This window comes from Actibacterium sp. MT2.3-13A, assembly GCF_018139985.1.
Classification (GTDB): Bacteria; Pseudomonadota; Alphaproteobacteria; order Rhodobacterales; family Rhodobacteraceae; genus JAGSOU01.
In genome coordinates, this window is record NZ_JAGSOU010000002.1 from 88,287 (window position 1) to 103,773 (window position 15,487).

Genomic DNA, 15,487 nt, shown 5'->3' on the forward strand with positions numbered 1-15,487 from the left:
GTCAGTCTCCCGATACATGGCGGGCGGCGGCGGCGAGCGCGGCCTCGAGCGCCGCGGCGCGATCCGCCCCGGCGCATTCGGCCGCGATATGGGCGGCCATGAAGCTGTCGCCGGCGCCGGTGACGCGGCGCAGCGTCACCTTGGGCGGCCGGCGGGTGATCGGCCCGCCCGGCGTAGCATCGGTCACCGGGCCGGCGCCGGCCGTGACCAGCGCGCGCGCCGCTCCGGCCGCGTGCAGGCCTGCGGCGGCGGCGGCGCTGTCCGCGAAGCGGGTGCCGCAGAGCAGACCGGCCTCTTCGAGATTGACGTAGAAGCTCGCGCGCGGATGGCCGAGCAGCGGGCGCAGCCGCTCCGCCTTGCCGGGGCTGGCGGGCGCCACACGCAGGTCGGCGGCGGCGAAAAGCGGGCTGTGCGCGATTTCGGCCAGCAGGGTCTCGGTGAGATTGCCGTCGAGGGCGATCAGGCCGGGGTAGGGGGCGTGCGGCGCGCCGAGCCGCCCGTCGGAAAGCGCGGCCAGGATGGCGTTGCCCGCGGCTTCGAGCGAGCGGGCATCGGCGATGGCGGCCACCAGCCCGCGCGCGTCCTCGACCGCGATGTAGCGGTCGGTGGGCAGATCGGCGCTGCGGTGGACGTGGTCGGTGTTCAGCCCCATCGCCCGCGCCTCGGCCAGCAACTCGCGCCCCTCTGCATCCTCGCCCACCACGCTGAGCAGCGCCGGCGCGAGCCCGTGGCGGCGCAGCGCCACGGCGATGTTCATCGCCACGCCGCCGGGCAGGCGGCGGATATGGCCGGGCATGTCGGCGCCGGGGGGCATGGCGGCGGGGCTGCGGCCGATCACGTCCCACAGGACGGAGCCGATGCACAGGATGTCGGGGCGCGTGGTCATGGCCCGGATTTGGACCGCGGGCGGCGCGCTTGGCAAGCGGGGGATGCCTCCGGCGGCGATATTTCCGGCCGGAAGAAGGGGGCGGGGGTTGCGCCCGGGCGGAGGGCGGTGTAAACGCGCGCTCACTTCACAGGCGGGGTTTGGGCCGGGCGGGGAGAAATCCCGTGACGGTCCGCCGGTTGGGCATCAGCCCTTGAAGACCCCGCTCAGGCGCAAACCGGAAAGGAAAAGACATGGCGCTTCCCGAATACACCATGCGTCAGCTGCTGGAAGCTGGCGTTCACTTTGGCCACCAGACGCAACGCTGGAACCCCCGTATGCAGGAGTTCATCTACGGCGAGCGCAACGGCATCCACATCCTCGACCTGACGCAGACCGTGCCGATGCTGGACGCGGCGCTGAACGCGGTCCGCGAGACCGTCGCCAAGGGCGGCCGCATCCTGTTCGTCGGCACCAAGCGCCAGGCGCAGAAGCCGGTGGCGGACGCCGCCGAGAAATGCGCCCAGTACTACATGAACCACCGCTGGCTGGGCGGCACGCTGACCAACTGGAAAACCGTTTCGCAGTCGATCCAGCGCCTGAAGGCCATCGACGAGCAGATGGAATCCGGCGCCGAAGGCCTGACCAAGAAGGAACGCCTGGGCATGGAGCGCGAGCAGGCCAAGCTGCAGGCCAGCCTGGGTGGCATCCGCGAAATGGGCGGCCTGCCGGACCTGCTGTTCGTGATCGACGTCAAGAAAGAGGATCTGGCCATCCTCGAGGCCAAGAAGCTGGGCATCCCGGTGGTCGGCGTGGTCGACACCAACTGCTCGCCCGCGGGTGTGGACTACATCATCCCCGGCAACGACGACGCCGCGCGCGCCATCTCGCTCTATTGCGACCTGGTCAGCCGCGCCGCGCTGGACGGCATGACCGCCCAGATGGAAACCGCCGGCTTTGACCTCGGCGCCCTGGAAGAGGGCATCGAGGAAGCCGCGGTGGCCGAAGAGGCCGGCGCGGAGGGCTGAGCGCCCGCTGTCACGGAATTGATACCGGGCGCGGGTAAGGCCGCGCCTGGGCATCACACAGGAAATCGAGGAGAGCCAAGATGGCAATCACCGCAGCAATGGTGAAGGACCTGCGCGACCAGACCGGCGCAGGCATGATGGACGCCAAGAAGGCGCTGACCGAGACCGACGGCGACATGGAAGCCGCCGTCGACTGGCTGCGCACCAAGGGTCTGGCCAAGGCCGCCAAGAAATCGGGCCGCACCGCGGCAGAGGGCCTGGTGGCCGTCGCCGTCGAAGGCGGCAAGGCCGTGGCCGTGGAAGTGAACTCGGAAACCGACTTCGTCGCCAAGAACGCCGAGTTCCAGGACATGGTCGCGCGCATCGCGCAGGCCGCCTTGGGCGCATCGGACATCGAGGCGCTGAAGGCAGCCGACCTCGGCGGCAAGACCGTCGCCGACATCCTGACCGACAAGATCGCCACCATCGGCGAGAACATGACCCTGCGCCGGATGGCGTCGATCGAGGGCGATACCGTGGTGTCCTACATCCACAACGCCGCCGCCGAGGGCATGGGCAAGATCGGCGTGCTGGTCGCGCTGAAGGGCGACAACGAGGCCTTTGGCCGCCAGGTCGCCATGCATGTCGCCGCCGCCAACCCGGCCTCGCTGGGCGAAGCCGATCTCGACCCGGCCGTGGTCGAGAAGGAGCGCCAGGTGCAGATCGACATCGCGCGTGAATCGGGCAAGCCCGAGCAGGTCATCGAGAAGATGATCGAAGGCCGGATGAAGAAGTTCCTGTCGGAGGTGACCCTGCTGGGCCAGGCCTTCGTGATCAACCCCGACCTGACCGTCGAGGCCGCCGCCAAGGAAGCCGGCGTCGAGATCACCGGTTTCGTGCGCCTCGAAGTGGGCGAGGGGATCGAAAAGGAAGAAGAGGACTTCGCCGCCGAGGTGGCCAAGGCCGCACAGGGCTGAGCCCTTGCGCGGCCCGGTGCGCCGGGCCGCGTCTTGCCAGGCGCCGGGCGACCGCAATGTCGCACAAAAAAACGGTGCAGTCGGATCGACTGCACCGTTTTCCTGTTGCGCCACACCTGTTGGGGATGAGGACAGGACGCAATTTAGGCGCCGCACCCGCCGGCCGACTATAGACCGGCTGGGCACGACATTCCGGTTTCCCGGACGACCCGGAGCCTATGCAAGAATTGCGCATCGCTCCTGGCCGCTGTTCCCTGGCATCAATTGCCACCACTCACGGAACAACTTTATTATGCATCTTTACCCAAGGAGAATTAAGTCAGGAAATCCCTACCCTGACCATTTGGACAAAATCACGGCTCGACCAGGAAAATCTGGTTCTGGACCGCGGCCTTGAGCACGGCCTGGGTGGTCGTTTCCACCTCCAGCGCCTCGCGGGCGAGGCGCAGATGCTTCTCGACGGTGGCGGAGGTCAGCCCCATGATCGTGGCGATGTCGGCCGTGGTCTTTCCGTCGCTGACCCATTCCAGCGCCTCGCGCTGGCGCGGGGTCAGGGCACGCCCGCCCGGATTGTAGGGCAGGTTGACCAGTTTCAGATGCGCCACGTTCCACAGCAACTCGATCTTGCGCCCGTGTTGGGCCCAGATCTCGTCCACGTCGTCTTGGCTCACCCCGGATGGCGCAGACAGACCGACGGCGCCTTTCGCGCGTGACGACAGTTCCATGAAGCTGATCGTGTAACCCGCGGTCACGCCGTGTTTGCGGTTGAATTCCATCACCCGCAACTCTTCCGGGGTCATCGCGCCGGCCTCGGCCCGTTCCCGCATCCAGTGCCACGAACAGGACCCGACATGATTGGCCGCCCAATGCACCATCGGCGCGTCGAAATACAGGCCGCCCTTGATGAAGGGGTCGATATAGCCGCTCTCGTGATTGGACAAGATCAGCAGGTCATGCGGATTGCCGAAGGATCGGGCCATGCGATACCGGGTGAAGCCGTAGATCACCCGGTCGAATCCGTAGTCGGCCATGCGCGGCGGCAGGTGCGACCAGACCTCCTCGATGTTGCGCGCCGATACGATCGCCTCCAGGTCGTCGAGCATTACGCGCCCCCCTGGAGATGCTCCAACAAGGCGTCGATGGCCAGCCCGTAGCCCGCCGCGCCGAAGCCGCAGATCTGCCCGAGCGCGACCGGCGCGATAAAGGATTTGTGCCGGAACGGCTCGCGCGCATGGATGTTCGACAAATGCAGTTCGATCACCGGCAGCGCCACCGAGGCGATGGCATCCATCAGCGCCACAGAGGTGTGGGTGTAGGCGCCGGCATTCAGAATGATGCCGTCGTGAACCCCGCGCGCGGCGTGGATCGCATCAAGCAGCACCCCTTCATGGTTCGACTGAAGGAAATCCAGACCGATTCCCAGGTTTCGCGCCTTGGTCCGGCAGGCATTCTCGATGTCGGCCAGGGTCACGCGGCCGTAGACCTCCGGCTGGCGGGTGCCCAGAAGGTTGAGATTCGGCCCGTTCAAGATCAGTAGTGACGGCATAAGTAGTCCCCCTAGCTGCACTTTTAGACAGGTTTCCCCGGGGATGTCGAGACCCAACGGCGCAAATGTGGCAGCGCTAACAGTTTCTGCTAGAATTGACCGGGCAGGGAGCTCGACGCGCATGGCTGACGGGAAGTTCGACGTGATCATCATCGGCGGAGCCGTCATGGGCAGCGCTGCGGCGTTCTGGCTGACGCGGCTGGCCGGGCAGGGGCTGAAGGTGCTGGTCCTGGAGGCCGACCCCAGCTATGCGCGCGCCTCAACCGCGTTGTCCGTCGCCTCGATCCGGCAGCAGTTCTCGACGGCTCTGAACGTGAAGATTTCACGATATGGAATTGAGTTTATTAGAAACATCAGGAATCATGCCGGGCCGGAAGGTGGCGTGTCCGATCTCGGTCTGATCGAGAACGGCTATCTCTTTCTCGCGGGCAGCGCCGAAAAGGCGGCGCTGATGGCCGAGTTGCAGCAGATCCAGCGGGCCGAGGGCGCGGCGACCGAGCTGCTCGACCGCGCGGAGCTGGCGGCGCGCTTTCCCTGGCTGGCGCTGGACGATGTGGTCCTGGGCAGCTTCGGCCCGCGCGACGAGGGCTGGTTCGACAACATGGGGCTCATGGGCGCGCTGAAATCAGCGGCCCGCGCCGGCGGGGTCCGTTTCCGCCACGCGCGGGTCTGTGGGCTGAGCCGCCGGGCAAACCGCGTCACGGGCGTGACCCTGGAGGACGGCACCCGTCTGCGTTGCAGCGCGGTCATCAACGCGGCGGGCACCTCGGCCGCGGCGGTGCTGCGGATGCTGGGCGAGGTTCTGCCCGTAGAGCCACGAAAACGCACGGTTTTCTTGATCGATGCGCCAAAGGCCCGCCACCGCGACGCGCCGCTTCTGGTCGATCACACCGGCTTCTACCTGCGGCCCGAGGGCGACCACTGGATCTGTGCCACGGTGCCCGATGGCGACGGGCCGGCCGACCCGGAGGATTTCGAGCCGGATCATCATCTGTTCGAAGACGTGATCTGGGAACGGCTCCATGCGCGGGCGCCCGGGTTCGACGCGATCAAGGTGTTGCGCAGCTGGGCCGGGCATTACGCCTATAACACGCTCGATCAGAACGCGATCGTCGGACGCTGGCCGGGACTGGACAACCTGTACCTGATGAACGGTTTTTCCGGTCACGGGCTGCAACAGGCGCCGGCCATCGGGCGCGGCATCGCAGAGCTGATCACCGGCGGGGCGTATCGGAGCCTGGATCTGTCGCCGCTGGGGCCGGATCGCATTGGCGCGAACCGGCCATTCCTGGAAAAAGCCGTTGTGTGAAGGGGTTTGCCGCCGATCTTGACCGGATGCCAATGCAAGATATGGGGTGTATCCCCTCAGCATACGTAAAGACTCGACTCACGTGGAGGACTCGTGAGATCAGATTGTTATGCCAGTTCTACGCACGATACTCACCGTTGCCACGGTGCTCGGGATTTTGGTCTCCCCATTTGATTGGGGGCAACTTCCCATGATGTACCCTAGTATTTTGGGCTTTTTGCCAGATTGGGTTTTCACGACTCCCGGTCTGATCTCGCTTGTCCTTTTGGTCGCATATATTTCGGCTGAGGTACGAAATATTCGACGGTGGCTGCAATATAAGTGGCTGTCGCCAGAACGAGCTGCTAGGTGCCTGAGGCATCATTTTGGAAAATCAGAACTAGATTATTTCGCGGCCATGATTGACTTCCCGGTGGAGCAAGGTGGATGTTTGGCGGATGTTGCGATGGACTTCCTGGAGCAAGGCGTTAGCAACGGTCATGTTGCTATGCGGGGGAAGTTGGAGAATGGTAGCTCTTTGATGCGCGTTCCAACCCCACTGCAAGATCACACGTACTCCCGTGTTCAACATAGACCGCCATCTGAAGCGCAAATAGGATCTGACGGGAACACTTATGTTGATCTAGAATTCCGGCGCTCAGATATTAAGAAATGGGTGAAAAAGATTAGGAAAGACGAAGATGCAAAATCTAAAAACAGCTCGGCAGAAGGGAAAAATTGACGAATTCGTCAAAGAGCACGAGGCCGACCCACAAGGCGACCTCGACAAGCTGGATGCTACGATTAAGAACCCAACTAATGGAACCGAGAAAGCAGTTCGTCAAGCATCGTCTCTGGCTGCATCCGACGATTAAAGCGGTACTCAAACTCCTTGACGTATCGCTCAAGGTGCTTGTGCGATACGCTTGTGTGGGTGCCCGCAATAGACTTCTTCAAGTGATTGAAAAAGCTCTCGATCTGGTTGGTGCTGACGCCATCAAGCGTAGCGTATTCGCCTTGGCCGTGGTTGACGGTCTTGTGGGTGTAGTCGTCAACCGGCAGAGCCTTCTTGTAGGCGCGGTGTTCGTCGGTGTGAACCTCTGACCCAGGCTTCACGTTGTTAGTAATCTGCGGGAGCAGAGACCAGCGCTGTTGATCGGGAACGACTTTCAGGATCACGTCACCGCCGCGCTCCATCATGCCCATGACAACGGCCTTGCGCTCACGCCAGTCCATTCCGGTGGTAACGCCGCCGTAGAAGGTTTCATCGACTTCCACGACCTCACCAGCGCCGCCGAGAGGCGCGTCACCGTCGATAGCGGCCATGTGGTCGCGGATCAGGCACGCCATGCGCCACGCGGTCTTGTAGGTCACGCCAAGCTGGCGTTGCAGTTCCTTGGCGCTGACGCCGTGCTTGGACGTGGTGAACAGGAAGATCGCGTAGAACCACAGTTGAAGCGGGGTGCGGCTCTTTTCGAAGATGCTGCCGACCATCGGATGAATGTGATGGCCGCACCATTGGCAAGAATAGGCTTGCTCGGACTTGAGGCGATACCACTTGGCCGAGCGCTCACACTTGGGGCAGACGTGGCCTTGTCCGAAGCGAACATTAAAAAGATGCTCTAAGCAGGCGTCATCATTCGGAAACTTCTGAAAGAACTGGCGAACGGTGGTCGGTTTCATGGCTGTGTCCCCTCTGATACTAATCAGATGGGAACGAGGCTACCGTATGTCAAGGGGATACACGCCCAAGATATTAACATAATACTGATTATCGGAATCAGCCCAGAGCGTAGCCGGCGCCCCGCACCGTGCGGATCGGGTCTTCTCCGCCGAACTGGCACAGCGCCTTGCGCAGCCGTCCGATGTGGACGTCGACCGTGCGCGTGTCGACATAGATGTCGCGCCCCCACACCCGGTCGAGCAGTTGCTCGCGGCTCCAGACGCGGCCCGGTTTTTCCATGAAGGTGCTCAGCAGCCGGAACTCGGTCGGCCCCAGCTTCAGCTGTTCTCCGTCGCGGAAGACCTTGTGGGTCTCGGAGTCCAGAACGATACCCTGGAATTCCAGCCGCTCTCCGACCGTGGCCGGCCGCGTGCGGCGCAGCTGGGCGCGCACGCGGGCCATCAGCTCGACCAGCGAATACGGCTTCACCACATAATCGTCGGCGCCGGTCTCAAGCCCCCTCACCCGGTCCACCTCCTCGGCCCGGGCCGAGAGCATGATGATCGGCACGCCGCGGGTCTCGGCCCGCGATTTCAGCCGCCGGCACACCTCGATCCCCGAGACCGAGGGCAGCATCCAGTCGAGGACGATGATGTCCGGGACCGCTTCCTCGGCCAGCAGCAGCGCTTCCTCGCCGTTTTCGGCGCTGGTGACGGCAAAGCCCTCGGCCTCGAGGTTATAGGCGAGCACCTCGCGCTGCGCCGGCTCGTCCTCGACCACCAGAACGGTGGGCCGCTCGACCGTTGCCATTACGGGGCCTCATCGGCGGCAAAGGCGGTGGCGTCGCCCTTGGGGCGGCTGTCCTCGGGCATTTCGCCGGTGGTCAGGTAGATCACCTGCTCGGCGATCGAGGTCACATGGTCGCCCATGCGCTCGATGTTCTTGGCGATGAAATGCAGGTGCATGCAGGCGGTGATGTTGCGCGGATCCTCCATCATGAAGGTCAGGAATTCTCGGAACAGCGCGTTGTACATCTGGTCCACTTCCTCGTCCCGCCGGCGCACGTCCTCGGCGAGTTCGGCGTCGCGCTGGATATAGGCGTCCAGCGCGTCCTTCATCATGCCCTCGACGGTCTTGGCCATGCGCCGGATGGCGCCCGAGGACCCCTCGATCGGGGCCATCTGGACCAGCACCGAGGTGCGCTTGGCCATGTTCTTGGCATAGTCGCCCACGCGTTCGAGATTGGCGCTGATCTTCATCACGCTGAGCACGGTCCGCAGGTCCGAGGCGGCGGGCTGGCGCAGCGCCAGAACGCGCGCGGCCTCTTCGTTGACCTGCTCTTCGAGGGCGTCGATGACCCTGTCGTTCTCGCGCACGCGGCGGGCGAGTTCCTCGTCGCGGTTTTCCAGCGAGTTCGCGGCCGACAGAATGGCCTCCTCGACGAGGCCGCCCATCTTCATGATCAGCGCCTGGATCGACTCCAAGTCTCGGTCATAGGATTTGACGATATGTTGATCGGGCATGATTGCGGGCCTCCCTAGCCGATGCGACCAGTGATGTAGCTTTCCGTGCGCGGATCGCTGGGATTGGTGAAGATGTGGCCGGTCTCGCCGTATTCGACCAGGTGGCCGAGGTGGAAGAACGCGGTCTTCTGGCTGACCCGCGCCGCCTGCTGCATGGAGTGGGTCACGATCACCACCGAATAGCTTTCGCGCAGTTCGTCGATCAGTTCCTCGACCTGCGCCGTGGCGATCGGGTCGAGCGCCGAGCACGGCTCGTCCATCAGCAGCACCTCCGGCTCGGTGGCGATGGCGCGCGCGATGCACAGCCGCTGCTGCTGGCCGCCCGACAGCCCCGTGCCGGGGGCGTCCAGACGGTCCTTCACCTCGTCCCAGATGGCGCCGCGGCGCAGGGATTTCTCGACGATCTCGTCCAGGTCGGCCTTGTTGCGGGCCAGCCCGTGGATGCGCGGCCCGTAGGCGATGTTGTCATAGATCGACTTGGGGAACGGGTTGGGCTTCTGGAACACCATGCCGACCTTGGCGCGCAGCTGCACCGGATCGACCTTGGGGTCGTAGATGTCCTCTCCGTCGAGCAGGATCGTGCCCTCGACGCGGGCGATGTCGATCGTGTCGTTCATCCGGTTCAGGCAGCGGAGAAACGTTGACTTGCCGCAGCCCGAGGGACCGATGAAGGCGGTCACCGTCTTGTCCTCGATGTCGATATCGACATCCTTGATCGCGTGATTGTCGCCATAATAGACTTGGCAGCCCCGCGCGGAAATCTTGACCTCTTTGATGCCCACCGATCTCTCCAGAATTCGCATGTCGTTCATTGCGGCGGTCCCCGTTACCAGCGGCGCTCGAAGCGCCGGCGCAGCAGGATGGCGATGATGTTCATCGTCATCAGGAACAGCAGCAGGATGATGATACCGCCCCAGGCGCGCTCATAATAGGCCGGGTCTGCGCGTTTCGCCCATTCGTAGATCTGTGCGGGCATCGCCGAGTTCGGATCGAGGAAGCCCGAGCCGATGCCCTGCGGGTAGTTCGAGGCGATGTAGCCCACCATCCCGATCAGCAACAGCGGCGCGGTCTCGCCGAGGGCCTGCGCCAGCCCGATGATGGTGCCGGTCAGGATGCCGGGCATCGCCAGCGGCAGGACGTGGTGGAACACCGACTGCATCTTCGAGGCCCCTACCCCTAGCGCCGCGTCGCGGATCGAGGGCGGCACCGCCTTCAGCGCGGCGCGGGTCGAGATGATGATCGTCGGCAGCGTCATCAGCGTCAGCACCAGGCCGCCCACCAGGGGCGCCGACTGCGGCAGATGTGCGAACTGAATGAACACCGCGAGGCCGAGGATGCCGAAGACGATCGAGGGCACCGCGGCGAGGTTCGAGATGTTCACCTCGATCAGGTCGGTGAAGCGGTTCTTCGGCGCGAATTCCTCAAGATAGATCGACGCCGCCACGCCGATCGGCAGCGACAGCCCCAGGACCACCAGCATCATGAACAGAGAGCCCAGCATCGACACGCCCATGCCGGCCTGCTCGGGCCGCGATTCGGAGGCGTCGGCGCCGGTGATGAAGGCCCAGTTGAAGCCTTTGCGCAGCATCCCGGCCGCGACCATCGCATCGGCCAGATCGAGATGCGCGGCGCTGATGTTCTTGTCGCGCGCGATCGAGTCGCGCGTCACGCGGCCCTTCAGGTAGCCGTCCACCCGGCTGGAGGCGAGCAGGCGGAACTCCACCGTCTCGCCGATTCTGCCGGGGTTGGCGATGACGTAGTCGCGCACCTGCGCGGCGGCGCTGGCCGACAGCAGGGCGCGGTATTCCTTGGGTTTTTCGAAGGTGCTGTCGATCCCGCGCTCGGCCAGCATGGTCTGCAGCGCCTCGTCGATCAGCGGGCTGTAGCCGAAGGTGGAGACCTTCTTGATATCCTCGATGTCGCGCGCCCCCTTCTTGTCCAGCTTGGCCGGGTCCAGATAGACCGGCGCAGTGACGAAGCTTTGCTGGAAGGCGCCCGTGCCGTTGAGCAGGATCACCGACAGCAACGCAATCACGAAGGCCACGCCGATCGCCACCGCGACCATGCCGTAAAGGCGGAAGCGTTTCTCGGCGGCGTTGCGGCGCCGGGTGCGCGCATCGGTGGCGTAGAGCGAACCGCCGGTCCGCCCCGCCGGCGCGCCGCGCCGGGGCTGGTTTGCGGAGAGATCGGTCATTCGTACTGCTCCCGATACTTGCGGACGATATAAAGCGCGAACACGTTCAGCCCGAGGGTGATCACGAACAGCGTCATGCCCAGGGCGAAGGCCACCAGCGCCTCGGGCGAGGCGAAATCGGCGTCGCCGGTCAGCTGGCTGACGACCTTGGCGGTGACGGTGGTCATCGCCTCGAACGGGTTGAGGCTGAGCTTGGCCGCGGCCCCTGCCCCCAGCACCACGATCATGGTCTCGCCGATGGCGCGCGAGGCGGCCAGCAGGATCGCCCCCACGATCCCCGGCAGCGCGGCGGGCAGCACCACCTGTTTCACGGTTTCCGATTTCGTGGCGCCGAGGCCGAGGCTGCCGTCGCGCATCGCCTGCGGAACCGCGTTGATGATGTCGTCAGACAGCGAACTGACGAAGGGGATCAGCATCACCCCCATGACCAGGCCGGCGGTCATCACTGCCGTGCCGCCCTGCATCCAGTTCACGCCCAGCAGCCCGCCCTGCCCGAAGACGCTGACCAGCAGCGGCCCGACGGTCAGCAGCGCGAACAGGCCGTAGACGATGGTGGGGATGCCGGCCAGGATCTCCAGCATCGGCTTGGCGATGGCCCGGACTTGCGGGGAGGCGTATTCCGACAGGTAGATCGCGGCGAACAGCCCGATCGGCACCGCCACCAGCAGCGCGATCAGCGAAATATAGAGCGTCCCCCACAGCAGCGGCAGGATGCCAAGCTCCGATCCGCCGCCGAAGCTCGGGCTCCAGGTCCGGCCAGTGAAGAAATCCAGCGCCGGGTAGAGGCGGAAGAACTCGGCGGTGTTGAAGATCAGCGACAGGATGATGCCCAGCGTGGTCAGGATGGCGATTGTCGAGGCGAGGATAAGCAGCGCCTTGACGCCCGCCTCCACCACGTTGCGGGCGCGGAAATCCTTGTCGGTTCGGGCCAGCGCGAGGGCCAGTCCACCCAGCGCCAGCGCCAGCACCAGCCCGGTCATCAGCCAGCGCCCGGTGCCGCTCAGCACGCGGTAGCGCTGCGCGGCGGTCAGCACCTCGGGGCGCACCTCCGCCCCCAGCGCCACGCCGACGCGGCCCAGCAACTCGCGGATATCGGTGGTCTCGGGGCTGAGCGTGCCGGCCTCCTGCGCGGTGATCGCGCCCTGCTGCACGGCCAGGTCCAGCCCCTCGGCCACGCGGCGCACGTCGCTCATCACCAGCGACAGGTTGGAACCCTCCCCGATCGCCGTGTCCGGGATCATCCCCGAGACCCGGCTGTCGATCAGCAGCGGCTGGACCAGCAGCCATCCCATCAGCAGCAGCAGCGCCGGCACCCCCGCCGAGAGTGCGGCGTTGAGCCCGTAGTAGGAGGGCAGCGAATGCAGGCGCCGCGCATCCCCCCCGGCCGAGCCGAGGGCGCGCCCGCGCCCGAGGAAATATCCGACCCCGCCAAGCGCGATCACGATCAGGATGAGCCACAGGACAGGCATGCGTCCCTCGTTCAGTTGCGGTTGGCCCTAATAGGCACAAAAGAGCGGCGCGGTAAACCGCGCCGCTCCAAGAAGCGACTGGCGCTCAGTTCATGGTCTTTTCGTCAGCCACGGCGGCCTGGGTCTCGGCCAGCTCGGGGTCCGACACCAGGCCGTAGGCGGCCAGCGGGCCGTCCGGGCCGGCGATCTCGTCGGCGACGAAGAATTCGGCATATTCCTTCAGGCCGGGGATCACGCCGATATGCGCCTTCTTGATGTAGAAATACAGCGGACGCGACACCGGGTATTCGCCCGAGGCGATGGTCTCGGTCGAGGGCGCGACGCCCGACATGGTGGCCACTTTCAGCTTGTCGGTGTTGTTCTCGTAGAAGGCCAGGCCGAACACGCCCACGCCGTTGCGGTTGGCGTCGATGCGGGCCAGGGTCTCGGTGTAGTCGCCGTCGATATCGACCGAGCGCCCGTCGGTGCGCACGGCGATGCAGGCGTCCTCGGCGTCGTCCTCGGACATGCCGGCCGCGACCATGGCTTCCAGCGCGCCGGTGGCTTCGCAGCCCGCGGCCAGGACCTTCTCTTCAAAGACTTCGCGGGTGCCGTGCTTGGTGCCCGGGATGAAAGCGGCGATTTCGGCGTCCGGCAGATCGGCGTTGAAATCCGACCATTTGGTGTAGGGGTTGTCGACCAGCGCGCCGTCCTTCACCACTTTCGGCGCCAGCGCGTTGTACCAGTCGGCCGGCTCAAAGGCGGCGAAGGCCGGGCCGTCGATCTGGCTGGCGAAGACGATCCCGTCATAGCCGATGCGGACCTCGATGATGTCGGTCACGCCGGCCTCGGCGCAGGCCTTGATTTCCTTGTCCTTGATCTTGCGCGAGGCGTTCGCGATGTCGATGGTGTTCTCGCCCACGCCCTCGCAGAAACGCTTCAGACCGGCCGAGGAGCCGCCCGATTCCACGACCGGGGTCGGGAAGTCGAAGTTTTCGCCGAAGGCTTCGGCCACGATCGAGGCATAGGGAAGGACGGTCGAGGAGCCGGCAATCTGCACGTTGTCGCGCGCGGCGGCGGCGGTGGCAGAAACGGCAGCGATCGCCAGAGCGGAGGCGGTCAGTTTCACAGAGGACATATAGAGCTCCTGGTGTCAGTGTCCGGTCGTCAGAAGTGGCGACCCTGCCGCGGTCCCTAGACCCCGGGCACAATGGTTTTGTGACAGGAGTGTAACGCTTTCGTGACAACCGCCCTACTCCGCCTGCGACCTTCTGGCACAAAAAAACGCGGGCGCTCGGGCGCGCGGGGCTAAGCCACTGGCAGCATGACGGAAAACGTGCTTCCCTGCCCCGGCTGGCTTTCGATGCGGAAGCGGCCTCGATGGCGGTTGACGATATGTTTGACGATGGCCAGGCCCAGCCCGGTGCCCCCCATCTCGCGCGAGCGGTGGCTGTCGACTCGGTAGAATCGCTCGGTGAGTCGCGGAATGTGCACCGGATCGAAGCCCTCTCCCCGGTCCTGCACGTCGATGCGCACGCCGGGCCCGCGGAAGGCCAGCTCGCGCTCGCTGTGGGTGATGCGGATGCTCACCAGCCCGCCCGAGCCGCCATATTTGATCGCGTTCTCGATCAGATTGGTGAAAACCTGCACCAGCTGGTCGGCATCGCCCTGGACCTCGACATGCCGGTCGTCGCCGGTCAGTTCCAGGCGCACCCCGGCCTCGCCGGCCATCGGGCGCAGGGTCTGCACCGTGGACTGAACCAGCGCGACCACGTCCACCCGCCCGCCCGGGCGCATACGCTCCTCGCTTTCGACGCGGCTGAGCGACAGCAGGTCGCTGACCAGCCGGTTCATGCGCTCGGCCTCGCGCTCCATGATCGTCAGGAACCGCTCGCGCGCCGCCGCGTCGTTGCGCGCCGGTCCCTTCAGCGTCTCGATGAAGCCCAGCAGCGCGGTCAGCGGCGTCTTCAGCTCATGGCTGACATTGGCCACGAAATCGCGCCGGATCTGGCCGGCCTGCTCGCGTTCGGTGATGTCCTCGAAACAGACCAGCACCCCGGCCTCGCGGTCCTCGCCCACCGGGCTGGCGCTGACCTGGTAGGTGGCCTCGCGCGACAGGTCGGTGGTGAGATAGCGGATGGTGCGGCGCTGATGCAGGCGCAGGCTCTCCTCCACGCAGTCCAGCAGCGCCGGCTGGCGCAGCACCGAGATGTAATGCCGGCCCAGCCCGCCCCGCCCGAACATCTGGCGCGCGGGTTCGTTCATGGCCGCCACGCGCTCGTCCCGGCTGACCAGCAGCGCTGGCAGGGGCACCCCGTCCAGGATGGTTGAGATCAGTTCGCTGTTCATCGCATGACGGCCCGCTTGCAGGGGAAAGACGCCGCGCAAGGTTGCCCGGCCGGGCCGGTTTGTAAACCGGACACGCGCGAAAACGACTTTTCCTCGGCGAATGGTTTGCTTTTGACAGGTTGAGCCAGTTGGGTTTGAATGCGCGGCATGGCACGTCGCCGCATTTTTGTATGTCTGAGTAAAAACCAACCATAAGCCGGCCACCCCTCTGGCCAGGTGCCAAGACAGAGAAACCGCGCCGATGTCCCGCCGCCTTTCGCAGTTGCTCGACCTTCCGGCCACGCCGCCGGCTGAGCCGATGGTGCTGCTGGTGGGCCTGACCGCGGGTGACCTGCCCGGTCGCCACGGGCCGCTGAGGTCGGCGCGGCTGGAGACGCTGCCCTATATCCTGTTGCATGCGGCGCTGGCGCTGGCGCCCTGGGCCGATTGCGTGGTCTCGCCGCTGGTGAGCGACCAGTTCGACGCGCTGGACCTGGCCTGGGAACTGGAGGCCGCCGGCTATCGCGGCCGCTACTATGTGGTCGCGCCGCCCCTGCCCCGGGCCGACCTTGTCCTGCGCGAGCTCAACGAGATCGCGCCGCGCGTCCAGGTCGAGTTCCTGCCGCGGGTCTGGCACTGAGGCAGCGC

Annotated in this window: 16 protein-coding genes; 5 read left to right on the forward strand and 11 right to left on the reverse strand. The window is 65.3% G+C overall.

All coding sequences use genetic code 11. From position 1 onward, the window contains the following. Position 1: 1 nt before the first annotated feature. Positions 2-886 (reverse strand): PfkB family carbohydrate kinase, encoded by an 885-nt coding sequence (locus KCI33_RS02490; protein ID WP_212523171.1) that lies wholly within the window; start codon positions 884-886, stop codon positions 2-4. Between the two features lie 233 nt (positions 887-1,119). Here KCI33_RS02490 and rpsB point away from each other — a divergent pair, with 233 nt between their 5' ends. Together rpsB and tsf are read left to right on the forward strand one after the other, a co-directional pair. Beyond that, complete coding sequence (rpsB, locus tag KCI33_RS02495) at positions 1,120-1,893, forward strand: 30S ribosomal protein S2 (protein ID WP_212523172.1); 774 nt, start codon at positions 1,120-1,122, stop codon at positions 1,891-1,893. Positions 1,894-1,973: 80 nt separating this feature from the next. Next, positions 1,974-2,849 (forward strand): translation elongation factor Ts, encoded by an 876-nt coding sequence (tsf, locus tag KCI33_RS02500; protein ID WP_212523173.1) that lies wholly within the window; start codon positions 1,974-1,976, stop codon positions 2,847-2,849. Between the two features lie 353 nt (positions 2,850-3,202). Here tsf and KCI33_RS02505 read toward each other — a convergent pair whose 3' ends face one another. Beyond that, complete coding sequence (locus KCI33_RS02505) at positions 3,203-3,952, reverse strand: LuxR family transcriptional regulator (RefSeq protein ID WP_212523174.1); 750 nt, start codon at positions 3,950-3,952, stop codon at positions 3,203-3,205. Beyond that, positions 3,952-4,395, reverse strand: a complete 444-nt coding sequence (gene aroQ, locus KCI33_RS02510) for a type II 3-dehydroquinate dehydratase (RefSeq protein WP_212523175.1) — start codon at positions 4,393-4,395, stop codon at positions 3,952-3,954. Before aroQ ends, KCI33_RS02505 begins: the two co-directional genes overlap by 1 nt. 121 nt (positions 4,396-4,516) lie before the next feature. Here aroQ and KCI33_RS02515 point away from each other — a divergent pair, with 121 nt between their 5' ends. Together KCI33_RS02515 and KCI33_RS02520 are read left to right on the forward strand one after the other, a co-directional pair. Then, positions 4,517-5,704 (forward strand): FAD-binding oxidoreductase, encoded by a 1,188-nt coding sequence (locus KCI33_RS02515; protein ID WP_212523176.1) that lies wholly within the window; start codon positions 4,517-4,519, stop codon positions 5,702-5,704. Between the two features lie 109 nt (positions 5,705-5,813). After that, positions 5,814-6,425 (forward strand): hypothetical protein, encoded by a 612-nt coding sequence (locus tag KCI33_RS02520; RefSeq protein ID WP_212523177.1) that lies wholly within the window; start codon positions 5,814-5,816, stop codon positions 6,423-6,425. Between the two features lie 74 nt (positions 6,426-6,499). On the opposite strand, the gene KCI33_RS02525 is transcribed toward KCI33_RS02520, so the two are convergent. The 8 genes from KCI33_RS02525 to KCI33_RS02560 form a co-directional block, all read right to left on the reverse strand. After that, the gene (locus tag KCI33_RS02525; RefSeq protein ID WP_212523178.1) at positions 6,500-7,366 is read right to left on the reverse strand and encodes an IS1595 family transposase; all 867 of its coding nucleotides are present in this window, start codon (positions 7,364-7,366) and stop codon (positions 6,500-6,502) included. Positions 7,367-7,463: 97 nt separating this feature from the next. After that, on the reverse strand, positions 7,464-8,156 hold the full coding sequence (phoB, locus tag KCI33_RS02530; protein WP_212523179.1) for a phosphate regulon transcriptional regulator PhoB: 693 nt from the start codon (positions 8,154-8,156) through the stop codon (positions 7,464-7,466). Continuing rightward, on the reverse strand, positions 8,156-8,869 hold the full coding sequence (phoU, locus tag KCI33_RS02535) for a phosphate signaling complex protein PhoU (protein WP_212523180.1): 714 nt from the start codon (positions 8,867-8,869) through the stop codon (positions 8,156-8,158). The genes phoB and phoU overlap by 1 nt, the downstream gene beginning before the upstream one ends. A gap of 14 nt (positions 8,870-8,883) precedes the next feature. Further along, positions 8,884-9,681, reverse strand: coding sequence for a phosphate ABC transporter ATP-binding protein PstB (gene pstB / locus KCI33_RS02540; RefSeq protein ID WP_212523181.1), 798 nt, complete (start codon positions 9,679-9,681; stop codon positions 8,884-8,886). Between the two features lie 14 nt (positions 9,682-9,695). Further along, on the reverse strand, positions 9,696-11,063 hold the full coding sequence (gene pstA / locus KCI33_RS02545) for a phosphate ABC transporter permease PstA (RefSeq protein ID WP_212523182.1): 1,368 nt from the start codon (positions 11,061-11,063) through the stop codon (positions 9,696-9,698). After that, positions 11,060-12,532 (reverse strand): phosphate ABC transporter permease subunit PstC, encoded by a 1,473-nt coding sequence (pstC, locus tag KCI33_RS02550; protein ID WP_212523183.1) that lies wholly within the window; start codon positions 12,530-12,532, stop codon positions 11,060-11,062. Before pstC ends, pstA begins: the two co-directional genes overlap by 4 nt. Positions 12,533-12,617: 85 nt before the next feature. Beyond that, positions 12,618-13,649, reverse strand: coding sequence for a substrate-binding domain-containing protein (locus KCI33_RS02555; RefSeq protein WP_212523184.1), 1,032 nt, complete (start codon positions 13,647-13,649; stop codon positions 12,618-12,620). Between the two features lie 170 nt (positions 13,650-13,819). Next, complete coding sequence (locus KCI33_RS02560; protein ID WP_212523185.1) at positions 13,820-14,860, reverse strand: ATP-binding protein; 1,041 nt, start codon at positions 14,858-14,860, stop codon at positions 13,820-13,822. A 241-nt stretch (positions 14,861-15,101) separates the two neighbouring features. Between KCI33_RS02560 and KCI33_RS02565 the strand changes: the two genes are divergently transcribed. Beyond that, positions 15,102-15,479, forward strand: a complete 378-nt coding sequence (locus tag KCI33_RS02565) for a hypothetical protein (protein ID WP_212523186.1) — start codon at positions 15,102-15,104, stop codon at positions 15,477-15,479. Positions 15,480-15,487 lie beyond the last annotated feature (8 nt).

Excerpts from the sequence above, each read along its gene's own strand:
- KCI33_RS02555 (WP_212523184.1), bottom strand. The coding sequence starts at position 13,649 with ATGTCCTCTGTGAAACTGACCGCCTCCGCTCTGGCGATCGCTGCCGTT.
- KCI33_RS02515 (WP_212523176.1), top strand. The coding sequence starts at position 4,517 with ATGGCTGACGGGAAGTTCGACGTGATCATCATCGGCGGAGCCGTCATG.
- KCI33_RS02565 (WP_212523186.1), top strand. The coding sequence starts at position 15,102 with ATGTCCCGCCGCCTTTCGCAGTTGCTCGACCTTCCGGCCACGCCGCCG.
- pstB (WP_212523181.1), bottom strand. The coding sequence starts at position 9,681 with ATGAACGACATGCGAATTCTGGAGAGATCGGTGGGCATCAAAGAGGTC.
- KCI33_RS02560 (WP_212523185.1), bottom strand. The coding sequence starts at position 14,860 with ATGAACAGCGAACTGATCTCAACCATCCTGGACGGGGTGCCCCTGCCA.
- pstC (WP_212523183.1), bottom strand. The coding sequence starts at position 12,532 with ATGCCTGTCCTGTGGCTCATCCTGATCGTGATCGCGCTTGGCGGGGTC.
- KCI33_RS02505 (WP_212523174.1), bottom strand. The coding sequence starts at position 3,952 with ATGCTCGACGACCTGGAGGCGATCGTATCGGCGCGCAACATCGAGGAG.
- KCI33_RS02525 (WP_212523178.1), bottom strand. The coding sequence starts at position 7,366 with ATGAAACCGACCACCGTTCGCCAGTTCTTTCAGAAGTTTCCGAATGAT.
- pstA (WP_212523182.1), bottom strand. The coding sequence starts at position 11,063 with ATGACCGATCTCTCCGCAAACCAGCCCCGGCGCGGCGCGCCGGCGGGG.
- aroQ (WP_212523175.1), bottom strand. The coding sequence starts at position 4,395 with ATGCCGTCACTACTGATCTTGAACGGGCCGAATCTCAACCTTCTGGGC.
- phoU (WP_212523180.1), bottom strand. The coding sequence starts at position 8,869 with ATGCCCGATCAACATATCGTCAAATCCTATGACCGAGACTTGGAGTCG.
- tsf (WP_212523173.1), top strand. The coding sequence starts at position 1,974 with ATGGCAATCACCGCAGCAATGGTGAAGGACCTGCGCGACCAGACCGGC.
- rpsB (WP_212523172.1), top strand. The coding sequence starts at position 1,120 with ATGGCGCTTCCCGAATACACCATGCGTCAGCTGCTGGAAGCTGGCGTT.
- KCI33_RS02490 (WP_212523171.1), bottom strand. The coding sequence starts at position 886 with ATGACCACGCGCCCCGACATCCTGTGCATCGGCTCCGTCCTGTGGGAC.
- phoB (WP_212523179.1), bottom strand. The coding sequence starts at position 8,156 with ATGGCAACGGTCGAGCGGCCCACCGTTCTGGTGGTCGAGGACGAGCCG.
- KCI33_RS02520 (WP_212523177.1), top strand. The coding sequence starts at position 5,814 with ATGCCAGTTCTACGCACGATACTCACCGTTGCCACGGTGCTCGGGATT.